The following is a 15,163-nucleotide window of genomic DNA, read 5'->3' on the forward strand; positions in this document are numbered from 1 at the left end:
AATAAATTTTTATATTTTTTGGGCGTTCGAGCGGGCTTTCACTACTCGCTTCCCGCAAAAAAGCGGGAGAGCTCAAACAAGCCGTTCAATCCCTAACGCACTTACTCAATCCCATAAAACAACCCCAAAAAGGGCTTAAAACTCTTTCTTGATAAACTCGTTAATTAAATCAATTTCAAATAAAAAACATCCTCAATCAAGTTTCGTAAAAGAATCTTGCAGAAATAGACCTTACAGGTTTTAAAAACCTGTAAGGTCTGGAAAATTGTTACAAATTCAAAGCACTTTCTAAATCTGCTAATACATCTTCAATAGCCTCAATTCCAACACTTAAACGAATTAAAGAATCTGCAATTCCAATTTTTAAACGTTCTTCTTTAGGCATAGAAGCATGAGACATCGTTGCAGAATGATTTACCATACTTTCTACACCACCTAAAGATTCTGCTAACGTAAAAAGTTTTATATTTTCTAAAAATTTAAAAGTAGCAGCTTTGCTTTCATCTTTTAAACTAAAAGAAACCACTCCACCAAAACTCTTCATTTGTTTTTTGGCAATTTTATAATTGGGGTGGTCCTCTAAACCAGGAAAATAAACAGCACCAACTTTAGGATGATTTTTTAAAAAAACAGCCACCTTAATCGCATTTTCGCAATGACGCTGCATTCGAATGTGCAACGTTTTAATGCCTCTTAACGCTAAAAAAGAATCCATTGGACCAGCAATTGCACCAGCTGCAAACTGGTTAAAATGCAATTCTTCTGCTAATTTATCATTTTTTACAACCAAAGCACCCATTACTAAATCAGAATGACCTCCTAAATATTTTGTTGCAGAATGCATCACAATATCTGCTCCTAATGTTAAAGGTTGCTGTAGGTAAGGGGTTGCAAACGTATTATCTATTCCTATTAAAATAGCCGAATTTACACCTTTTACCGCTTTAGAAATTGCCTTAATATCTACTATTTTTAATAACGGATTTGTTGGCGTTTCTAACCAAACCAATGTTGTTTTCTCTGAAATTGCATTTAAAAGAGCTTCTTTAGAATTCATATTTACATATATGAATTTTAAGCCATATTTTTCGAATAATTGAGTAAATAGCCTGTAAGTTCCTCCATACAAATCATTTCCTGCTATAATTTCATCGCCAGGTTTTAATGTTCTTAAAACACAATCTATGGCAGCCAAACCAGATGAAAATGCAAAACCATGTGTTCCATTTTCTAACGAAGCCAAACTTTTTTCTAACGCCGTTCTTGTTGGGTTTGCACCTCTTGAGTAATTATATGCCTGACTTTCTCCTGCATTAAATTGCGCAAATGTAGAGGTTTGAAATATTGGCGACACAACTGCACCTGTTGTTGCTTCTGGTTTTTGACCTCCATGAATCGTTTTGGTATTAAATTTCATTCTTTTAGAATTCGTTTATTTAATGCGCTATAGCTTCTGTTTCTTTTGCGTATTTCTTAATTAATTTACCCACTGTTAACCCTTGTACTAATATCGAAAAAACAACAACGATATAGGTAATTACTAAAAACAAATCACGTTCCATACTCGTTGTAAGACTTAATGCCAATGCAATTGAAATTCCGCCTCGCAAACCTCCCCAGGTCATAATTAAATTAGTTTTTGGCACAAAACCTAACTTTTTCGCATAGAGTTTTATGGGCAATAACAAAGAAATATATCTTGCTAAAAGCAATACAGGAATTATAATAAAACCAGCTAAAATATACGTTGCCTCTAAAGTTAAAACCAAAATTTCCATTCCAATCATTACAAAAAGAATGGTGTTTAAAAGTACATCTATTAGCTCCCAAAACTTATCTACATATTGCTCTGTAATTACACTCATAGAAGTTTTTCGAACCGTATCTGTACCTACAATTAAGCCTGCAGTTACCATTGCCAAAGGTGCAGAAACATGTAGTTTTTGTGCAATTAATGTTCCTCCCATAACAGCCGCTAAAGTTATAATTACCTCAGTATCATATTCGTCGATACTTTTTAACAGCCTGTAAGTAATCCAACCAATTAACAATCCTAAAATAATGCCTCCAACGACTTCTACTAAAAATAACTCTGCAATATGGCCTACAGAAACTTCTACGCCACCTTTTGCTATTTGATAAATCGTTAAGAAAATTACAACGCCTACTCCATCGTTAAAAAGAGATTCGCCAACAATTTTTGTTTCTAAGTTTTTAGGTGCTCCTACTTTTTTCATAATTCCTAAAACAGCAATTGGGTCTGTTGGCGAAATTAACGCTCCAAATAATAAACAGTAGATAAAATCGACCTCAAACTGAATTAACTTTAACACATAAAAAACAAAAATTCCTGCCAAAAAAGTAGAAACTACAGTTCCTAAAGTGGCAAAAATTAAAACCGGTTTTCGCTGTATTTTTAATTGCTGAAAATTGGTATGCAAAGCTCCTGCAAACAACAAAAAGCTTAACATTACGTCTAGCAATATTGTTTTAAAATCGATGCTTGTTATTAATTCTCTTTCTTTCATTAAAAGCGTATCATCAAAATAACTCAACGCAAAAACAGCCAAGGTAAAAACGATGGTTATTAGCATTAAACCAATTGTGGTGGGCAGTTTTAGAAACTTCGTATTTATATACCCAAAAATGGCCGATAATACAATTAAAACTGTTGCAATTAAAAAATAATCCATAGAAAGTTATATAAATTTTTTGATTGAAAAAATAATTCCTACATGCAAACCTTCATGGTAATTGTTAAAAGGAATTGCCATATCCATAGCGTCTAAAACAACTCCAGTACTTGTAGTATATTCTTTGTAATTCTCGAAAATACCAGCTTCATAGTCTTCTTCTAAAGTATCTGGCAAACCTGTAAAAAGTTCTAAAACCTCATTAAATTCTTCTTGGGTAAAGTTTTTGGTTGGAAAGGTTCCTTTTCTGTGAGTTTCTATTAATTCATCTGGGCATAAACAGTTTAAGCCAGATAATTTATAGTGTAATAATTGCTGGGTAACCACTAAATGTGCAATATTCCAGACAATATTATTTTTAAAACCCTCAGGAATTTTATGTAGCTGCTCTAAAGTTAAACCTTCAATGGTTTTTAATGTTAAAGCTCTCGATTTTCTTAGAATATCAAATTGTTTCTTCATTTTTATTGTTAATTTTGAACTGTAAATATAATGATATAAATAATGAAGAAAGTCTATTTTTTGCAAACTTGTGATACCTGTAGAAGAATTTTAAAAGAAATACCTACAGAGGGTTTCGAACGCCAAGAAATCAAAACAAACCCTGTAAATGTTGCTCAATTAGAAGAAATGTACCAACTTTCTGGAAGTTATGAAGCCTTGTTTAACAAACGAGCAAAATTGTACAAGTCCATGGATTTAAAAAATCTAACGTTATCGGAAGCAGATTACAGGCAATTTATTTTAGATGAATATACTTTCTTAAAACGACCCGTTTTTATTGTGGATAATGAAATTTTTATTGGAAATAGTAAAAAAGTGGTGGAGGAATTAAAAAATAAAATAGGCAGATAATTGCTATAAACTCAAATAAAAAAACGAGGCTGTCACAAAAGTAAATTTAACTATTATTTTAAGCATTACTAAAATCAAAAATATATTTTAATTGAAAGTAGCGAACCAAGTTATCGAAAAAAATATAAAATACTGAAATTCAATAAAAAAGATTTCTGCATTACAGTCGAAATGACAAATTTTAATACTTTAGAGGAAGCCTCGTTTTTTAATTTAAATCTTAATATTTTTAAAATGTCATGGAAATTCCCATGGACATTCCTTTAAAATTTAAGTTAAATTGAGGTTGAAAATTAGAACTTACAGTTGGTTGACCTGCATTGTATAATTCTACTGCTTTTTCTGTTTTTCTATTAAACCCTTTTGCAATAGGAATTGTCGCAACAATAAATGCTGCACCAATACCTGCTAAAACCCACTCTGGATCTCCACCACCAATTGCAGTTCCAATAGGATATCCTATTAATCCTCCTCCAATTCCTCCTAAAATCATTGCCCAAGTTTGGTTAGATTTTGCAGATTTTACCAAATCGAAAGCTTCTTGGTTGTTTTTCATAAGTTCTTGCATTTCACTTAGCGTTAGTCTTTTATCATTTTGAGAAAAAACATAGCCTCCAAATACTTTTTTCTTTTCAATTTTTTGAGCATTTACTGCTGAAAAGGTTACTACTGAAAGTAAAATTGCTAAAAATACTTTTTTCATTTTTTAAAAATTTTAAATGATTTATTAATTTGATTGATAAACTTCTATTAAATTTTCTGCTTCTTTTTTAACACTCCAATTTTTAAGAATTGTTTCTCTGGCTTGGCTTCCTAAAAGTGGCAATGCTCCTTTTATTTTTTGCTGAAGAATGGTTTCTAATGCAACTATATTTCCTGCTTCGAATAAATAACCATCTTTTTTATCTTGAATTAATTCTGAATGAACTCCAACATTTTTAGTAGCAATTACAGAGCATCCACAAGACATGGCTTCTGCAGTTACTAAAGAAAATCCTTCAGAAAAACTAGGTGAAACGAAAATTTTCGACGCTTGGTAATAAGAAACAATCTCTTCAGTTTCATTAATAAAATAAACTTGATTTTCTATAGAATGTTTTTTGGAAATTGCTTTTAATTCTGTTAAAAAAGCCGGTTTATCGACTTTACCAACAATTACCAAAGCCCAATTTTTATGTTCTTTTAGAACTTTAGAAGCTTCTAATAAAACAACTTGCCCTTTTGTTTTTCTAACTCTACCTACACACAAAATAATATGTTCTTGCCAAATATTTTTTAGAGAAACATTTTCTTTCGGTACAAATTCATTTACATTTACTCCATGACCAATAATGGTATTTTCAACTCCTAAACTGTCGCTCATCGATTGTATAAGTGTAATTACTTGGTCTGCACTTTTTAATAATTTTAAAGTAAGATTCGAAGGTTTAGATTCTGCATGACGTGTAGCAACCAACTTAAATTTTGCCCCCAAAGCTCTAAAAATAAGCATTCGAATAATTTCGTTGTTTCTATGGCAATGCACTACAATTTCTCTTTTCGTAAAGAGAATTTTCTTTAATTTAGCAAAAGAAATGTTGGTGCCTTTTGCGGTATTTCCATAAATATAAGCTTCATACTCGTTGGAAAAAAAAGGAAAAACATTTTCGATACTTCTAGTAACTCCAGTTCTTCTTTTGTGAAAATGGGTATGAATTAAAACGGGTTTCAAATTTTTGTAATTGTTTAAATGTTTAAATGTTTAATTATAAAAGATTTCTCCATAAAGTCGAAATGACAAGTGTATTCAACTAAGATTTCTCTATAAAGTTGAAATGACAAGTGTATTCAACTAAGATTTCTCCATAAAGTCGAAATGACACTCCTACTTTTAAATAGTTATCAGACCTCACAGGTTTTAAAAACCTGTGAGGTCTCTTCGTTGTTTCAACTTCTCTCAATCCCAAACTTTGAATTTTTCAACTCAAAATTTTAAATTCCTTTAAGCGAATTTACGTTCTATAATTTCCATAAAACGAGCTTCTAATGCTTCTTGTTTTTCCCAATTATAATCTGGCTTTACCATTTTATTGATAAAATTTTTAGCTTCTTTTTCTGTTTTGATTGTATTTAGTTGAGAAATAACTCGATTAAAATCTTCTTGACTGCCTTCGAACAAATTCTTTACAAATGCAATTCTATCGTTTAAACCTATTTGAATATTACTTTGCAGTTTATCATTTAACGATTTAGGTTTTGCTGGTTCAAACAAATTTGCCATAATATCTACAGGAATTGTATCTTGTAGTTCTTCTTCTAAAGTTGGCAAACCATACCCGCCAACATCTTTTGGATCGTCTTTAAAATCTGTAGGAGAAGCGTTATTTTCTTCTTGAATTTTTTTAACGTCTGCCAAAGTTAGTGGAGGCTCTTCTTTAATCTGTTCTTTTACATTTTCAGGTTCAGATGCTAAAATTTCTTCTAATTCATCAAAAGGTTGCTCAATGGCCTCTTCTTTTTTAAAATTTAACGATTCTTGCAGATTTTCAACCTTATCCACCACTTTTTCATCTTCCTTATCAAATCCGTCTCCAATTTCTGCTTCTAGTTTTTGGTTATCAAATTCTAAATAATCATCTTCTAATTGATAAGTAATTGGTGCTTCTTTAACCGTTTCTTCTACAACAGCATCTTTTTTTTCAAAAGCTTTTTCTACTTTAGAAAGCAACTCTTCTTTCGTTTCTTTTATATAAACTGTAGAATTCACGTATTCTTCAACAAATGCTAAAACAGCTAATTTTTCGTAAATTTCTTTCGATTTTTGCTTCAATAAAAACACATTGTCTTTATTTTTCATCTGTAAAATGCTGTGGGCTAAACTTATTAAATCGGCTTCTAATTTTTTATGCATACGTTGTAAGTTGTTACTGAAATGAATTCAGCATAAATTATTTTTTACTCGTAAATATTCCTAAATTTGTTAAAAATCAAAGTAACGTAAATTTACAAAAATATAACGCCTAAAATTACAAAATGTTTCTCGAAAATACAGTAAATCATACAGAACAATTTGGTTGGATAGAAATAATTTGCGGTTCTATGTTTTCTGGTAAGACAGAAGAATTAATAAGACGTTTAAAACGTGCTCAATTCGCAAAACAGCGTGTAGAAATTTTTAAACCTGCCTTAGACACACGTTATGATGAAGAGGAAGTGGTTTCTCATAACGATAACAGAATTCGCTCTACTCCAGTGCCTGTTTCATCTAACATAAGACTTTTAGCAAACGATGTAGATGTTGTTGGTATTGACGAAGCGCAGTTTTTCGACGATGAAATTGTAGCTGTTTGTAACGATCTGGCAAATAGAGGTATTCGTGTAATTGTGGCTGGTTTAGACATGGATTTTAAAGGAAATCCTTTTGGCCCAATGCCAGCTTTAATGGCTACTGCAGAGTATGTTACAAAAGTGCATGCAGTTTGTACACATACAGGAAATTTAGCACATTATAGTTTTAGAAAAGCAAAAAACGATAAAATTGTAATGTTGGGCGAAACACAAGAATACGAACCTTTGAGTAGAGCTGCTTATTACAGAGCATTGCAAAAACAAAAAGCAGCTTCTGTTTCTTCAAAAAATAATGAAACTTCTAATTCTAAAAAGAACCCAGAAAACGTTCGAAAAAGCGCCGCTGATACCGAAATAAATTAAAATTAACAGATACACTTCCGAAATTTCGGAACAGCATAAAACTATGAATAATCACGTAACCGTTTTAGAAATCGATGGAAATGCTTTAGAGCACAACTTAAATTATTTTAAGAAAAAATTAAACCCAGAAACCAAAGTTTTGGCAGTTGTAAAAGCTTTTGGTTATGGAAGCGATGCTGTGCAAGTTGCCCAATTTTTAGAAGACAAAGTCGATTATTTTGCGGTTGCTTATACGCACGAGGGTATTGCGCTTCGTGAAGCCGGTATTAAAACACCTATCTTGGTTTTACATCCGCAAATTCCAAATTTACAGTCGATTGTAGATTATCGATTGGAACCCAACTTGTATCATTTTAAAATTTTCGATGCTTTTTTAAAATTAGCAGACGAAATTCCACTGATGAATTATCCCATTCATATTAAATTTAATACAGGATTAAACAGGCTAGGTTTTTGGCATACAGATGTTCCTAAAATTATTGCTGAATTAAAAGAAACCAATCATGTAAACGTACAGTCTTTATTTTCTCATTTGGCCGCAAGTGAAGATTTAGAAGAGCAAGATTTTTCTATCAATCAAATTAATAATTTTGCATACATAGCGCAACAATTTTACAAGCATTTAGGTTACGAACCCATGTTGCATATTTTAAATACTTCTGGCGTTGTAAATTATGCGAAAGCACAGTTCGATATGGTTCGAATTGGTATTGGTTTGTACGGTTTTGGAAATGACCAAAAAGAAACTGCACAACTTAAAAATACACATCATTTAAAATCGATTATTTCTCAAATTCATTTCATAAAACCAGGAGAAACTGTGGGTTATAACAGAGCTTTTGTGGCTAAAAAACCAAGTAAAACAGCTACCATTCCTATTGGTCATGCAGACGGCTTGTCTAGAAAACTAGGCAATAAAAAGGGCTACGTTTTAATAAATAACCAAAAAGCACCCATTATTGGTAATGTTTGTATGGACATGATTATGGTAAATGTTACTAAAATCGATTGTAAAGAAGGCGATGAGGTAATTGTTTTTAATCATCAAAATACAATACAACATATTGCAAATGTTTCTGAAACAATTGTGTACGAAACACTAACTGCGATTTCACAACGTGTTAAAAGAGTGTTAAAGAAATAATATTTTTTTATTACATTAGCAACTTCATTAACTAATTAAAAAATCAATTAATCATGGGAATGCTTAAAGAATTTAAAGAATTTGCAATGAAGGGAAACCTTGTGGACATTGCTGTAGGTTTTGTAATGGGTGCTGCTTTTAAACAAGTGGTAACTTCTTTTACTGGAGGAATTGTTTCTCCGTTAATCGGTTTAATCTTTAATACAGATTTTAAAGACTTAAAGTGGGTTGTAAAAGAAGGTGTTGCAGATGACGCTGGCAAAGTAGCAGGAGAAGTTGCTATTTTGTACGGAGATTTCTTAACCAACGTAATCGATTTTATTATTGTTGCTTTTGTAATGTTCTTAATTGTAAAAGGTGTAAATGCCACTAAAAAGAAAGAAGAGCCAGCACCTGAAGAACCAAAAGGACCAACTCAAGAAGAATTATTAGAACAAATTAGAGATTTGTTAGCTAAACAAAAATAAACTTTACCACTTATACCTTTTAAAATCCTAAGCTTTAGCTTGGGATTTTTTATTTATAAACTTTTTTAAATTAAAATGTAACCTTTTTGTAAATTGATGGTTTTAAGAATAGAAACTAACCAAAACCAGCCTTGAAACATTTAACTGACGAGGAAATTATGTTACAAATTGCCAATGGCAAATTAGAATTATTATCAATTCTGTTTAACAGATACCATGTACGTATTTATAACTATTTCAACAAAATGGTACAAAATAAAATGGTTAGTGAAGATTTAACGCAAGATGTTTTCTTAAAAGTAATCAAATACAAAGCATCTTATAAAAAAGGAAATTTTACAGCTTGGATATATACAATTGCACGCAATATATTTTCAACTCATTATCAAAAAATAAAAAAAGAACGTTCTAATATAATTAATGATGATAAATTAGAAGCCAATGAAACCTTAGTTTCTGAAAGCAAACAAGAAGAGTTAGACCATTTACAGAAAGCGTTGTTAAAATTATCTAATTCTGATAGAGAATTAATTGTAATGCATCGTTTTCAAGAGATAAAATACGAGCAAATTGCACAAATTGTTGGTAGTAATGAAAATGCCGTAAAGGTAAAAGTACACAGAGCTTTAAAGAAATTAAAAGAAATATATTTTCAAACAGCGATATGAAGAAATGTAGCGAAATACAAGAAAATTTATCAGAATATATAGAAGGTTCTTTATTAGAAGTTGCAAATTCTAATATTAAAAAACACCTAAATACTTGTGATGCTTGTCAAAAAGAATTCAATGAAATGAAATCATTTTTATCTCTGTTAGATGAGCAAGAAATCGATTATCCCTCAACAAATTTAAAAACTAGTTTCGAAAAAATGTTAGCCACTGAGATTAAAAACAGGCAACCAAAAGTTGTGCAGTTGCAACCAAAAGAAGATTGGAAATCGTTTATAAAAGTTGCTGCAAGTATTGCCATTGTAATTAGTGCTTTTTTGTTTGGAAAATATCAATCTAACATTTCTAGAATTGCCAATGTAAAAGAAGAAAACAAACAAGATGTGTTAACTATGTTAGAAAATAACTCTGCCAGTAAACGAATTTTAGCAGTTACCAATGCAGAAGAGTTCTCTAATAAAGACACCAAAATTATTCAAGCCATTATTAACCGATTGTTTTTTGATAAAAATGTAAATGTACGTTTGGCTGCAGCAGAAACGTTGTCTAAATTTTCATCAGAAAAAATTGTGAGAGATGCTTTAATTAAATCGTTAGAAACAGAAAAAAACGCCTCAGTTCAAATAGAATTGATTCAGGTTTTAGCAAAAATTCAAGAAAAAAGAGCTATAAAACCCATGGAAAAAATCCTTGCAAATGACCAAACACCTGACTTTGTAAAACAAGAAGTTCAAATCAATTTATCTACATTATTATAAAAGAAATACTTAGAAATTATGAAAAAAATAGTTACCCTAATTTTATTTGTTAGCGCAATTGCTACCGCTCAAAAAAAAGACTTTACTTACTCTTTATCAGGAGTTAATAAAGTGGTACTAAGCAGCGATACAAAAATAGTACTTACTGCTACAAATTCTTCGCAGTTGGTTATTTTAGAAACGAATCAAAAAAACAAAGATCGCAATTACTGGCATAAAAACAACAAAGACAAAGAAGATAAAAGAAAAGGATTAACACCTATTTATCCTGGAGGAAAAGACAATACCAATGGTTTTGGTTTTTCTATTAGTAAAGAAGGAAATGTATTGTATGTTACCGATTTAAAATCGATGTATCAAAGAAGAGGGTTAAACATTCAATTACCCAAAACCATAAATATATCTGTAGATGCAGGTAATTTAGGCTCTATAGAAATGGAAGGTTTTACAGGAGAGGTTGAAGCCTCTGCAAATGTTGGAATGATAAAAATGAAAAATATTACAGGACCCATTACAGTTGACGCCAATGTTGGTAAAGTTGATATTGATTTTGATAAAGTAAGTCAAAAATCGCCCATAACGATTAGTACATCTGTATCTGAAATTGATGTTGCTTTGCCCGCCAATACAAAAGCAAATTTAGAATTAAAAACCCAAGGAACTGTTTATACTAATTTCGATTTTGAAGTTCCTACCAAAAAAGGAATGAAAAATGTGAGTGGTAGAAAAAGTATTGTTTCTAAACTAAACAATGGTGGTGTAAAAATCTACATTAAATCTTCTATGGGTAATATTTATTTACGTAAAAAGTAAATGTCTTTCCAGCTGAAGTAAAACGAAACCGAGAAATCTTTAACTCAATTTATTAAGACCTTTCTACTTCGCTCAAGAATAACAACACTTATTTTATATTATTAATTCACACAATTTAAACCACTAAAAAATGAAAAGATATCTCTTCTTCATAGGATTACTATTGACTTTTAGTAACCTAACAGCGCAAAAAAAAGTAACCAAAACTATAGAAAGTAAGAACGTAGAAAATGTTTATGTTCATGTAAAATTTGCCAATAATATTATTGTAAAAAATTGGAACAAAAACGAAGTTTCTGTAGAAGCTACTGTAAATTTAGATGATAACGAACACAACGATTATTTTACTCTAAAGGCAGATAAAGTAGGCAAAATGTTAAAAATAAACTCAGATTATGGAGATTATTTTAAGAAATACAGAAGCTATTACAGTCATAAGCATTCTCATAAAGACGAAGATAAAAACACTAAAAAAGAGGATAACGATTGCCATACCCACAGTCGTAATAACAATGTAAACTATGTTATTTATGTTCCTAAAAAAATAGAACTAAAAATAAAAAGTATTTCTGGAAATGTAGCAACCGAAAATTATACAGGAATCTTAAATCTTAATTTAATTAGCGGAAATATTACTGTTAAAAAACACTCAAAAGACATGCATTTAAAAACCATTAGTGGAGACATAGACATCTTTATTTCTGATGCAAAATTTGAAGCCAAAACCTTAACTGGTGGTATCTATTCTGATTTAGATATCGATTTTAATCAGAATAAAAAGAAAACAAGTTATGGTTCTAAAATTGTTGCTACTATAAAAAAAGGAACAGCATCTTTAAAGCTAAATACCATCAGTGGAGATATATTTCTTAGAAAAATTTAAAAATCAGCCCAAACTTTGTAAAACAACCAACTTCTTTTTTTTGAAGTTGGTTGTTTCGTTTTTATAAACTTGAACGCTAACAGACAAATGCTTAGATTTTAAGACAAAAAAAATGAAGCTGTCTTAAAAAGTATTAAAATTGGTCATTTCAACTGTAATAGAGAAATCTTATTTATTGAATTTCAATACTTTAGGGGTACTAAACCAAAAAGTGTGTAAGTAAAGTTATTTCTGAAATTTTTCTAGAGCAATATTTAAATTGCTCCATGAGGAAAAATTTCGGAAATAACTTTACGATTAAATAATCACTAAATTTATAAACACACTTTTATTATGAAACCAGAAGATTTATTAAACGAAGAATTTTTAAAACAATTTAAAACAGGTTCAGAACTAACCAGTTTTATAGAACAACTGCACAAACGTGGTGTAGAAAAGATTTTAGAAGGCGAATTAGATGCACATTTAGATTACGATAAGCATCAAAAAAGCAACAATCCTAATTCACGAAATGGCTATGGCACCAAGACCATAAAGACGCATTTAGGAGAAACTAAAATAAAAGTTCCAAGAGATCGCGATGCTACTTTCAATCCAATGCTTATTAAAAAGCGAGAAAGTACTGCAGATGGAGTTGAAAACCTGATTATTTCTTTATATGCCAAAGGAATGAGTACTACAGATATCGAAGAACAAATACGAGAATTGTATGATTATAACATCTCTAGTTCAGCCATTTCTAGAATCACAGATAAAATTACAGCTGACATTATTGCTTGGAAAAATAGACCTTTAGAAGCTACTTATCTGATTGTATGGATGGATGGCATCGTTTTTAAGGTTCGTGAAAACTCCAAAGTCATCAATAAAACAATTTACATTGCTGTTGGTCTTAGAGTAGATGGTAAAAAAGAAGTTTTAGGACTTTGGTTAGGAAAAAACGAATCTTCCTCTTTTTGGATGAGCGTTTTAACCGACATAAAAGCCAGAGGAACACAAGACATTTTAATTACAGCAACTGATAATTTAAACGGATTTACAGACACCATTAAAACTATTTTTCCCAATTCAGTAACACAAATATGTGTGGTTCATCAAATCAGAAACTCTTGTAAATATGTAGTCTGGAAAGATAAAAAAGCCTTTACAAGAGATATGAAGCAAATCTATACAGCTCCTACAAAAGAAGCAGCAAAAGCAGCCTTAGAAGACTTTAAAAATAAATGGAACTCTAAATATTCTTATGCCATTAAATCATGGGAAAACAATTGGGATGAACTCACTGTTTTCTTCGATTTCCCATTAGAAATCAGAACCATTATTTATACCACAAATTTGATAGAAAACTTAAATGGGAAAATTAGAAAATACACTAAAAACAAACTCTCATATCCAACAGATGATGCTGTAATTAAATCCGTATTTTTAGCTTTGAGAGAATCAACAAAAAAATGGACATTGCCTATTAGAAATTGGGGTATCATTCTTAACCAATTTTTGGCTATATTTGAAAACAGGATTAAACTATGAAAAATTTAATCCTGTAATTTTTAACTTACACACTTTGTGGGAAAGTGTCACTTTAGGTTTTTCGATAACTTCGTTAGCTACTTTCAATCAAAATATATTTTTGATTTTAGTAATGCCTAAAATAACAGTTAAATTTACTTTTGTGACAGCCTCTTTTTTATATTTATACAGTTTTTGTAAAAATTAAGATTTCTTGTATTTCGCAATTACTTCATTTAATTCTTCACGCAAATCGTCGAACTTCTCGTTTAAATCTTCGATATTTTGCTTTACCTTATCTGCAGCAGCATTTTTATTATCGATTACATTTTTATATTCTTTTTGAACATCTTTAATGTCTTCCATAACTTCATCTGTCTGTAACCATTTAGGAATGTTATTTCCCAAATTAGCAATCGTTCCTTTTAAGTTTTCGATTCTGGTATTTACCTCATCTGTATCTAAATTTTCGATGTCTTTTAACTCTTTGTTGGCGATTGTAAAAGAGTTCCAATCGTCAAAAGCTAAAGAACCATCTGCATCTACTTTATAGTTTACGCTTACGCCCTCTTCGAGTTCTAATTTCATTTCTTTAAATTCTTCAGAAATATCATCTCCAATTTCTTCCATTTTATTCTCTACATCTTCTATTTTTTCTTCTACTTTTTCTTTCTTTGTTTTGTCACAAGAAACAAATAGTAAACCTGTTATTGCCAATACTGCTGTTAATTTTTTAATCGTTTTCATAATTAAATTATTTTTTTTAATTGTTTTAATATTCGATACAAAACTATGGCAAATTAAAAGTTTACATTAACACAAATAAATTTATTACGAACTCTTTAGAAAAACCTTTATCTAATTTTTTTAACCAATAAACTAACTATCTTTGGCAATTATTCTTATGAAATTGAACCATTTTCGACATTTTACGACTAATATCTCTGGAATTGCACTTCCAGAAAATTTTACGTTTCCATTTTATTACGAACCCCATGCATTGGCTAAGATAGCTGCAAAAGAATTGCAAGATTATTTAAAAATTCAAACCGATTTTAAACACAGTTTTGGTTTGCATCTTAATGATAAAAAAAATGCCATTGGAAAAATGTTTGGAGTTTTGGTGGTTAAAAATCAACAAAACGAACTTGGTTATTTAACTGCTTTTTCTGGAAAATTAGAAGACGAAAGTTGCCCAGAAATTTTTGTGCCACCAGTTTTCGATTTAAGATCCAAAAATAGTTTCTACAAAAAAGGGAAGCAAAAATTGAGAAGATTAGCATACAATTAGAAACGCTAAGAAACAATACGAATTATCTTCAGCTAAAAAAAGAAGTAAAAAAATTGCTGAAAGAAATCGAAGACGATTTAGCGCTACAGCGTAAAAAACTAAAGCAGAATAAAAGCAAGAGAAAAGCCTTAAAAAAAGAAAATTTAAATGCAGATGATTTTATTAATCTTGAGAAAAAACTAACGCAAGAAAGTTATAACGACCAGTTTTTTTACAAAGAACTGGTAGCATATTATGAGCAAAAAGTTGACGAAAAAAGAACAAAACTTGCTAAAATTGAAGAAGAAATTTCAACTTTAAAAAAAAAAGAAAAACCACTTCTGCTTTTTTACAGCAAACACTGTTCGAAAAATTTCAATTTTTAAATCAAAAAAAAGAACCAAAAGCAC

Annotated in this window: 18 protein-coding genes; 11 read left to right on the top strand and 7 right to left on the bottom strand. The window is 30.4% G+C overall.

The window, feature by feature from the left end; genetic code table 11:
• Positions 1 to 268: 268 nt before the first annotated feature.
• Genes JL193_RS07010 through JL193_RS07020 form a run of 3 tightly spaced genes read right to left on the bottom strand, consistent with a single transcriptional unit; the run spans position 269 to position 3,155 of the window.
• Positions 269 to 1,417, bottom strand: coding sequence for a cystathionine gamma-synthase (locus JL193_RS07010; RefSeq protein WP_207973106.1), 1,149 nt, complete (start codon positions 1,415 to 1,417; stop codon positions 269 to 271).
• Positions 1,418 to 1,436: 19 nt separating this feature from the next.
• A complete protein-coding gene (locus tag JL193_RS07015; protein ID WP_207973107.1) occupies positions 1,437 to 2,693 on the bottom strand; it encodes a cation:proton antiporter in 1,257 nt (418 codons plus the stop codon).
• A 6-nt stretch (positions 2,694 to 2,699) separates the two neighbouring features.
• The gene (locus JL193_RS07020) at positions 2,700 to 3,155 is read right to left on the bottom strand and encodes a DinB family protein (protein ID WP_207973108.1); all 456 of its coding nucleotides are present in this window, start codon (positions 3,153 to 3,155) and stop codon (positions 2,700 to 2,702) included.
• 42 nt (positions 3,156 to 3,197) lie between these two features.
• Here JL193_RS07020 and JL193_RS07025 point away from each other — a divergent pair, with 42 nt between their 5' ends.
• The gene (locus tag JL193_RS07025) at positions 3,198 to 3,548 is read left to right on the top strand and encodes an arsenate reductase family protein (protein ID WP_207973109.1); all 351 of its coding nucleotides are present in this window, start codon (positions 3,198 to 3,200) and stop codon (positions 3,546 to 3,548) included.
• 229 nt (positions 3,549 to 3,777) lie between these two features.
• Here JL193_RS07025 and JL193_RS07030 read toward each other — a convergent pair whose 3' ends face one another.
• The 3 genes from JL193_RS07030 to JL193_RS07040 form a co-directional block, all read right to left on the bottom strand.
• Positions 3,778 to 4,251 (bottom strand): hypothetical protein, encoded by a 474-nt coding sequence (locus JL193_RS07030; protein WP_207973110.1) that lies wholly within the window; start codon positions 4,249 to 4,251, stop codon positions 3,778 to 3,780.
• Positions 4,252 to 4,275: 24 nt separating this feature from the next.
• Positions 4,276 to 5,259 (bottom strand): glycosyltransferase family 4 protein, encoded by a 984-nt coding sequence (locus tag JL193_RS07035; protein WP_207973111.1) that lies wholly within the window; start codon positions 5,257 to 5,259, stop codon positions 4,276 to 4,278.
• A gap of 270 nt (positions 5,260 to 5,529) precedes the next feature.
• The gene (locus tag JL193_RS07040; RefSeq protein WP_207973112.1) at positions 5,530 to 6,438 is read right to left on the bottom strand and encodes a DUF8457 domain-containing protein; all 909 of its coding nucleotides are present in this window, start codon (positions 6,436 to 6,438) and stop codon (positions 5,530 to 5,532) included.
• A gap of 122 nt (positions 6,439 to 6,560) precedes the next feature.
• Here JL193_RS07040 and JL193_RS07045 point away from each other — a divergent pair, with 122 nt between their 5' ends.
• From JL193_RS07045 to JL193_RS07080, 8 genes are all read left to right on the top strand, one after another.
• Positions 6,561 to 7,238, top strand: a complete 678-nt coding sequence (locus JL193_RS07045) for a thymidine kinase (RefSeq protein WP_207973113.1) — start codon at positions 6,561 to 6,563, stop codon at positions 7,236 to 7,238.
• Between the two features lie 43 nt (positions 7,239 to 7,281).
• Complete coding sequence (gene alr, locus JL193_RS07050) at positions 7,282 to 8,382, top strand: alanine racemase (protein WP_207973114.1); 1,101 nt, start codon at positions 7,282 to 7,284, stop codon at positions 8,380 to 8,382.
• A 59-nt stretch (positions 8,383 to 8,441) separates the two neighbouring features.
• Positions 8,442 to 8,849: a large-conductance mechanosensitive channel protein MscL gene (gene mscL, locus JL193_RS07055; protein WP_207973413.1), complete on the top strand. Its 408-nt coding sequence runs from the start codon at positions 8,442 to 8,444 to the stop codon at positions 8,847 to 8,849.
• Positions 8,850 to 8,980: 131 nt separating this feature from the next.
• Positions 8,981 to 9,517, top strand: coding sequence for an RNA polymerase sigma factor (locus JL193_RS07060; protein WP_207973115.1), 537 nt, complete (start codon positions 8,981 to 8,983; stop codon positions 9,515 to 9,517).
• Positions 9,514 to 10,278 carry a zf-HC2 domain-containing protein gene (locus tag JL193_RS07065; RefSeq protein WP_207973116.1) on the top strand — a complete coding sequence of 255 codons (765 nt, stop codon included), beginning with the start codon at positions 9,514 to 9,516 and terminating at the stop codon, positions 10,276 to 10,278. The genes JL193_RS07060 and JL193_RS07065 overlap by 4 nt, the downstream gene beginning before the upstream one ends.
• An 18-nt stretch (positions 10,279 to 10,296) precedes the next feature.
• On the top strand, positions 10,297 to 11,091 hold the full coding sequence (locus tag JL193_RS07070; protein WP_207973117.1) for a DUF4097 family beta strand repeat-containing protein: 795 nt from the start codon (positions 10,297 to 10,299) through the stop codon (positions 11,089 to 11,091).
• Positions 11,092 to 11,221: 130 nt separating this feature from the next.
• Positions 11,222 to 11,974, top strand: a complete 753-nt coding sequence (locus tag JL193_RS07075; RefSeq protein WP_207973118.1) for a DUF4097 family beta strand repeat-containing protein — start codon at positions 11,222 to 11,224, stop codon at positions 11,972 to 11,974.
• Between the two features lie 333 nt (positions 11,975 to 12,307).
• Complete coding sequence (locus JL193_RS07080; protein WP_207970621.1) at positions 12,308 to 13,504, top strand: IS256 family transposase; 1,197 nt, start codon at positions 12,308 to 12,310, stop codon at positions 13,502 to 13,504.
• 183 nt (positions 13,505 to 13,687) lie between these two features.
• Here JL193_RS07080 and JL193_RS07085 read toward each other — a convergent pair whose 3' ends face one another.
• Positions 13,688 to 14,230, bottom strand: coding sequence for a coiled-coil domain-containing protein (locus JL193_RS07085; RefSeq protein WP_207973119.1), 543 nt, complete (start codon positions 14,228 to 14,230; stop codon positions 13,688 to 13,690).
• A gap of 157 nt (positions 14,231 to 14,387) precedes the next feature.
• On the opposite strand from JL193_RS07085, the gene JL193_RS17485 reads away from it, so the two are divergent.
• Together JL193_RS17485 and JL193_RS17490 are read left to right on the top strand one after the other, a co-directional pair.
• A complete protein-coding gene (locus JL193_RS17485; protein ID WP_367890036.1) occupies positions 14,388 to 14,774 on the top strand; it encodes a hypothetical protein in 387 nt (128 codons plus the stop codon).
• 53 nt (positions 14,775 to 14,827) lie between these two features.
• Positions 14,828 to 15,139, top strand: a complete 312-nt coding sequence (locus JL193_RS17490) for a hypothetical protein (protein WP_367890037.1) — start codon at positions 14,828 to 14,830, stop codon at positions 15,137 to 15,139.
• The last annotated feature ends 24 nt before the right edge of the window (positions 15,140 to 15,163 follow it).

This window comes from Polaribacter batillariae (assembly GCF_017498485.1).
Lineage (GTDB): Bacteria > Bacteroidota > Bacteroidia > Flavobacteriales > Flavobacteriaceae > Polaribacter > Polaribacter batillariae.